The sequence below is a fragment of the Mesorhizobium sp. M4A.F.Ca.ET.020.02.1.1 genome (assembly GCF_004022645.1).
Taxonomy (GTDB): Bacteria; Pseudomonadota; Alphaproteobacteria; order Rhizobiales; family Rhizobiaceae; genus Mesorhizobium.
The window spans coordinates 1-6,033 of record NZ_RZOI01000364.1; the positions used below are offsets into that span (position 1 = coordinate 1).

Here is a 6,033-nt window from a genome sequence, read left to right on the forward strand (position 1 = left end):
GGTCCCAGTCGACCGCCCCCCCAGCCACCGGTGGAGCGCTCGGCGCGCCGATGGAGAAGAGCACGGAGCCGCCGACCGGATGGCCATCCTCCGAAATCACCCGCCAGCTCAGCACATGCGTGCCGGCTTTCAGCGTCTCGGGATTGTCGATCTCGATGGTCTGATCGTCGAGCCGATAGGACGTCAGGACAAGCTGAGTGCCGTCCGGCCGCACCAGGTTGAGCACCAGCGGCGACACCGGCTCGCTGAAGCTCAGCGAGAATCTTTCCGGGCTTTGCGCCAGCACCGCGCCGTCCACGGGATCGGCGTTGATCAGCGCCGCATGCGCGAAGGCGCGGTCCGGCAGCGCCATAGCCGCAAACAGCAAGATGACGGCCAGAAGCCGGGCAAAAAGCCGGGCGGCTCGCCAGTCGTCGATGCAGGTCCTTGGGGAAGCGCTCATGCGACCATCGCAAGCAGGCGGCGCGCGCCCTGGAACGGAGCGCGCCGCCGGGAGATCATTTCTTCGGCAGGAGCTTGATGCCGGGCGCCGGATTTTCCAGCTCGTCGTCCTCCTGCCCGGCGGCCGGTATCTCGATCCAGCGCGCCGCGGCGCCGCCGTCGCATTCCTGCACGACGGGGAAGTAGAGCATCTGGCCGACGGGCAGATCCGCCGTCAGATTGGCTCTGAAGACGAACTCGTCATAGAATTCGTCCGGCAGATTGCCGCCGCTCCAGTCGACCTCCTTGACGCCGGTGGTCAGCGTCTCGCCATAGAGCTGGTAGGACTTCTCGTACTTGCCTTTCTTGGTCTGCAGCGTCCAGCCGGGTTTCGGCATCGGCTTCACCGAGATCATCCCTTCCGGAATCTGCACGCGCACGGCGGTCGTCGCCTTGCCCTCACAGCCATGCGGCAGGCGAAGCACCGCCTTGTAGGTCGAACCGACAGGCGCTTCCTGGGTTTCCAGCGTAACATGGGCCAGCGCCGCATTTGTCCCGAGCGCGAAAAGCACGCCGGCCGTCAAAAGATACTTGTTCATGATTGTCCCTCGAAGTTTGTGTGGTTGCCGGGTCACTCGGCGTGGTCCATGTCGGTGTCACCGGTTTCACCCATGCCTTCGACTTCGAACTCGACGGTTACGCTGCCGGCCTTCTCGAAGGTGAGCGTCGCCGGGAATTTTTCGCCCTGCTTGGGCTGCCGCTTCAGCCCAACGAACATCAGGTGGTAGGCGCCCGGCTTGAGCGCCACCTTGCCGCCGGCCGGGATTTCGAGGCCGCCGCTGACCGGGCGCATGGTCATGACGCCGTCCTTGACGCCCATCTCATGCAGTTCGGCCTTCTCCGAAATGTCGGAGGCAATCGCCAGCAGCCGGTCCGGCGAGCTGCCTTTGTTGATGATGGTGAAATAACCGCCAGCCACCTTGGCGCCGGCAGGCGTGGCCCGCGACCAGGGATGCTCGATTTCGAGATCGCCGGCCTTGAATTCATGCGCGAAGGCGGCGCGAGCGCCGACTAACAGCATGGCGAGGGTGGAAAGGACGATGCCGAGGCGCTGCCAGCGCCGGGATCGGTTGCTGCGGCCAGACGCGCTGGCCTGCGTTGCGGTAAGGGAAAACATGGTTGCTCCATGATGCGGTGACCGCACCGCCGCGACGCCGCGGACGGTCCGGACGTTGGATGAATGCGCCCGCGAAAGGTTCCGCGAGGCGAGCCGGGACGGATCAGGCCGTCGCTGGCGGCGCGCGCGGGTTCGATGGAGAGCGATCGCGGGCGAAATCGACATGGGTGAAGGCCGGCGGCGCGAACACCACGGCCTCGAGCACGAGGCTGCGGGCGAGAACACTGGCATCGGGCGGCGGCGCGTGGGCAGCGGAAACCATGCTGCAACCAAGCACGCAGCAGGCCGGCAGGTGCTGCTGGTGCGGATCACTGCCGGGAAGCTGGGTCGGCCCCTCATGCGTGCAGATGACATTGCCGAAGGCGTCGAGCTGCGCGGCGGCCGGCCCGGCCGCGAAGGCGCCAAGCGCCGACTGGAGCACAAGCACCAAGATCGCGACGAACGCGACCCTCATGCTCCATTGTCTCCGCCGGATGTCCAAGCTCTGCCTCTCCACGAGCAATGGCAGATACCTAGCATGCGGCCAACGGGGCGAAAATCGCCAAATCACGGCTGCGGCAACGCGGCGCGACCAATGCGTATCGCCGGGACCCGGGCGCGGCTCAGGCGTGTTGCGGCTGCCGCCCCTCGGGGATCGAGGTCAAGAGCGTCTGGCGCGCCGACTTCAGGTGCTTGCGGCAGGCGGCGTCGACTTTGCCGAGATCGCGCGACTTCAGCGCCGCGATATAGGCCAGATGCTCCTGGACGGCGACCTCGTTGCGCTCGCGCTCCTGCGCCTTGTTCCACTGGTAGTGGTAGTGGAAGATCATGGCGATGACGTCGTAGAAGTCGACGATGAAGCGGTTGTGCGATGCGCGGTGGATCAGTCGGTGGAAGCGCTCATCCAGCTCGGAAAACGCCGTGAAGCGCGTGGCGATTTCGCGCGCCAGCTGGCGATGCTCATCCTCCAGCCGGTCGAGATCGGACCAGACCGGGCTTTCCTCGGGCAAGGTGGCGAAAGCGGCGGCCGAGCGTAGCTCGAACATTTCGCGGATTTCGGTCAGCTCCAGCGCGAAAGCACGGGTAAAGCCCTTCAGCACCCAGTGGCTGTTGCGCCGTTTCTCGATCAGGCCGAAGCGGGAAAAGCGGATGAGGAATTCGCGGACGCTGGTGGTGCCGACGCCGATCTCGCGCGCCAGCTCCAACTCGTTGATCTGCATGCCTGCCTCGGCGCCGCCGGCCAGTAGCCGGCGCATGAATGAGCGCTCGATGATCTCGGCCAGCGTGTCGGTCTCCTCCTCGGGGAAGAAGTCATCCGGCCGCGGCGCGCGCAGCACCGTCTTGCTGCGCTTGTTCCAGGCGATCAGCCCGATTTCCGCCATGCGTGCAAGGATGCTGCGCACCGTGGTTCGGCTGACACCGAGCAGGGTGCCCAATTCCGGCTCCGACGGCAGGCTTTGGGTCTCATCGAGCAGCCTGAGGCAGCGATTATAGGCATCCTTGTAGACGTTGTTGCTTTTCGACATCCCCCGCCCCGTTGCGCGCCGGCGCTTGCAGTGCCCGGCCTGAAGCGCGATATGTTCCTAACGCATGCTTCCGGAAAGCTGAATCGCTTTTCGGACGCCGGCCGGACTGGCCCTTGCGCCCTCACAGACGGCGCCCTCGCGAAAAAACATTTGACGCAAAAATGTTTTTTCACGATAAAAGACATTATCCATTAACTGACGCGTGTCAATCCGCCCACGCACCCAGGAACATCCCAGGCAACCGCCCGTGAACGCCGCAAACAGCATCCTCCTGTCTCCCGCCGACAATGTCGCGGTCGCCAATGGCCGCATCGAGATCGGCACGGCGTTGCCGGGTGGTGCTGTCGCCGTCGCGGTGATCGACCCTGGCCACAAGGTGGCGGTCAAGCCGATCGCGGCCGGCGAGGCGGTGGTGAAATATGCTCAGGCGATCGGCCGTGCCACGCTGGACATTGCGCCTGGCGAGCATGTCCATTCGCACAATTTGGTTTTCGAGAGCGGCCGCCTGCCGGTGGTGCCGCCGAGCGAGGCCGAGCACGCGACCGAGGCCGACCGTGCCCGCACCTTCATGGGCTACCGCCGCGCCGATGGCCGCGCTGGCACCCGCAACTTCATCGGCATCATCGCCAGCGTCAACTGCTCGGCCACCGTCTGCCACGCCATCGCCGACGAGGCCAACAGAACGCTCTTGCCGAAATATCCGGGAATCGACGGCTTCGTGCCGATCGTGCATGGCCAGGGCTGCGGCATGAGCGGCACCGGCGACGGCATGATGGTCCTGCACCGGACGCTCGCCGGCTATGCCCGTCATCCGAATTTCGGCGGCGTGATGATGGTCGGGCTGGGTTGCGAGGTCAATCAGTTGACCCTTTACGGCCAGAAGGGTGTCGCCGCGGGCAAGCGCCATTTCAACATCCAGGAAGCCGGCGGCTCGCGCAAATCGGTCGAGAAGGCGATGGGCGTGCTCGCCGAGATCGCCGAGGAAGTCGGTCACCTCAAGCGTGAACCGATTCCGGTCAGCGAGATCGTCGTTGGCCTGCAATGCGGCGGCTCCGATGGCATGTCGGGCATCACCGCCAATCCGGCGCTGGGCGCGGCCGTCGATATCCTCGCCGGCGTCGGCGGCATCGGCATCCTGTCCGAGACGACGGAGATTTACGGCGCCGAGCATCTGTTGGCCTATCGCGCGGCAAGCCCCGATATCGCGGCCAAGCTCGACGGCTATGTGAAGTGGTGGGAGGACCATGTCGCCAAGCACGGCGCCTCGATCGACAACAACCCCTCGCCCGGCAACAAGCGCGGCGGCCTGACCACCATCCTGGAGAAGTCGCTGGGCGCGGTCGCCAAGGGTGGCCAGACGCCGCTCAATGGCGTTTTCGGCTATGCCGAGAAGGTCACCGGCCACGGCCTGGTGTTCATGGACACGCCCGGCTACGATCCGGTCTCCGCCACCGGCCAGGTGGCGGGCGGCGCCAATGTCATTGTCTTCACCACCGGCCGCGGCTCCTGCTTCGGCTGCCGTCCGACGCCCTCGATCAAGGTCGCCACCAACTCGACCATGTACCACCAGATGGAAGAGGACATGGACGTCAATTGCGGCGTCATCGCTTCCGGCGAGAAGACCATCGCTGGCATGGGCCGCGAGATCTTCGAGCTCATCGTTGAGACGGCGTCCGGTCGTAAGACCAAGAGCGAGGCGTTCGGCTACGGCGACAACGAGTTCGTGCCCTGGCACCTCGGCGCGACGCTCTAACCACCGACAAATGATCGCGGGCGACCAGACGGCCCGCAAGGGGAGGCTTTATGAACAAACGCCGGATCGGCACCACTGCGCTCGAGGTCACCGAAATCAGCTTCGGTGGCGCCGCGATCGGCGGGCTCTACCGCGCCTGCCCACGTGAGCCGGCGATGGAAACGCTGCAGACGGCCTGGGATGGCGGCCTGCGCTATTTCGACACCGCGCCCTTCTATGGCTTTGGCCTGTCGGAGCGGCGAACAGGCGATTTCCTGCGCGAGAAGCCGCGCTCGTCCTATGTGTTGTCGACCAAGGTCGGGCGCCTGTTCCGCCCCGTGCCGGAAGACCAGGTGCCGGATCATTCCTATGTCGATCCGCTGCCCTTCGCGCTCGACTACGACTATTCCTATGATGGCATCATGCGCTCTGTCGAGTTCAGCTACGCGCGTCTTGGCCTCAACAAGATCGACATCCTGTTCGTCCACGACATCGGCACCTACACGCATGGCGTCGAGAAGACGAAGCTGCATTTCCGCCAGTTCATGGATGGCGGGTTGAAGGCGCTGGAGGAGCTGAAATCGTCCGGCACGATTTCCGCCTACGGCCTCGGCGTCAACGAGGTGCGGATCTGTCTCGATGTGCTCAGCCGGGCGCCGCTCGACTGCATCCTGCTCGCCAGCCGCTATTCGCTCCTCGACCGCAGCGCCGAGGCCGAGTTGCTGCCGCTCTGCCGGCAGCGCCGGACGTCCCTGATCATCGGAGGCGTCTTCAACTCGGGCATATTGGCGACCGGTCCGGTGCATGGCGCGCATTTCGACTACCAGCCGGCGAGCAAGGATATCCTCGACCGCGTCGGCGCGATGGAGCGGATCGCGGCTGACGGCGGCTATCCGCTCGCGGCCGCTGCCTTCCAGTTTCCATTGCATGAGCCGGTCGTCGCTTCTGTGCTGACCGGCACGGCCAAGCCGGCCAACCTGACGCGCAATCTGGAGCTGCTCGACATCGAGGTGCCGCCGGCGGAATACGCGAAATACGATCCTTATACGGTGGTTCAGGAACTCGGCTGAAAGGCGGAGCTCCTGCCCGGCTCGGTGCGTCGCATGGGCGAGCATGCCTCACGATCACGAGAGAATGAATATTCCATATTGACACTTGCATGGAACTAATATTCCATCTCAATTCGAGAGGATCGGAAG

General features: G+C 64.8%; 7 protein-coding genes. 2 read left to right on the plus strand and 5 right to left on the minus strand.

All coding sequences use genetic code 11. The annotated features are described in order from the left end of the window. The 5 genes from EN742_RS21140 to EN742_RS21160 all read right to left on the minus strand — a co-directional run. Window positions 1–442 (minus strand): copper resistance protein CopC (locus tag EN742_RS21140; RefSeq protein WP_148670177.1); only part of this gene is annotated, 442 nt, incomplete at its 3' end. 55 nt (window positions 443–497) lie between these two features. Beyond that, the gene (locus tag EN742_RS21145) at window positions 498–1,019 is read right to left on the minus strand and encodes a YcnI family protein (RefSeq protein WP_127405814.1); all 522 of its coding nucleotides are present in this window, start codon (window positions 1,017–1,019) and stop codon (window positions 498–500) included. A 32-nt stretch (window positions 1,020–1,051) separates the two neighbouring features. After that, entirely contained in the window at window positions 1,052–1,597 is a 546-nt protein-coding gene (locus EN742_RS21150) for a copper chaperone PCu(A)C (protein ID WP_127405813.1), read from the minus strand. Window positions 1,598–1,700: 103 nt separating this feature from the next. Then, complete coding sequence (locus tag EN742_RS21155; protein WP_127405812.1) at window positions 1,701–2,051, minus strand: DUF2946 family protein; 351 nt, start codon at window positions 2,049–2,051, stop codon at window positions 1,701–1,703. Between the two features lie 148 nt (window positions 2,052–2,199). Continuing rightward, the gene (locus EN742_RS21160; protein WP_127405811.1) at window positions 2,200–3,102 is read right to left on the minus strand and encodes a GntR family transcriptional regulator; all 903 of its coding nucleotides are present in this window, start codon (window positions 3,100–3,102) and stop codon (window positions 2,200–2,202) included. 247 nt (window positions 3,103–3,349) lie between these two features. On the opposite strand from EN742_RS21160, the gene EN742_RS21165 reads away from it, so the two are divergent. Together EN742_RS21165 and EN742_RS21170 are read left to right on the plus strand one after the other, a co-directional pair. After that, the gene (locus EN742_RS21165) at window positions 3,350–4,855 is read left to right on the plus strand and encodes an altronate dehydratase family protein (RefSeq protein WP_126058237.1); all 1,506 of its coding nucleotides are present in this window, start codon (window positions 3,350–3,352) and stop codon (window positions 4,853–4,855) included. Between the two features lie 50 nt (window positions 4,856–4,905). Then, entirely contained in the window at window positions 4,906–5,904 is a 999-nt protein-coding gene (locus tag EN742_RS21170) for an aldo/keto reductase (protein WP_126058236.1), read from the plus strand. The last annotated feature ends 129 nt before the right edge of the window (window positions 5,905–6,033 follow it).

Excerpts from the sequence above, each read along its gene's own strand:
- EN742_RS21160 (WP_127405811.1), bottom strand. The coding sequence starts at position 3,102 with ATGTCGAAAAGCAACAACGTCTACAAGGATGCCTATAATCGCTGCCTC.
- EN742_RS21145 (WP_127405814.1), bottom strand. The coding sequence starts at position 1,019 with ATGAACAAGTATCTTTTGACGGCCGGCGTGCTTTTCGCGCTCGGGACA.
- EN742_RS21150 (WP_127405813.1), bottom strand. The coding sequence starts at position 1,597 with ATGTTTTCCCTTACCGCAACGCAGGCCAGCGCGTCTGGCCGCAGCAAC.
- EN742_RS21155 (WP_127405812.1), bottom strand. The coding sequence starts at position 2,051 with ATGAGGGTCGCGTTCGTCGCGATCTTGGTGCTTGTGCTCCAGTCGGCG.
- EN742_RS21170 (WP_126058236.1), top strand. The coding sequence starts at position 4,906 with ATGAACAAACGCCGGATCGGCACCACTGCGCTCGAGGTCACCGAAATC.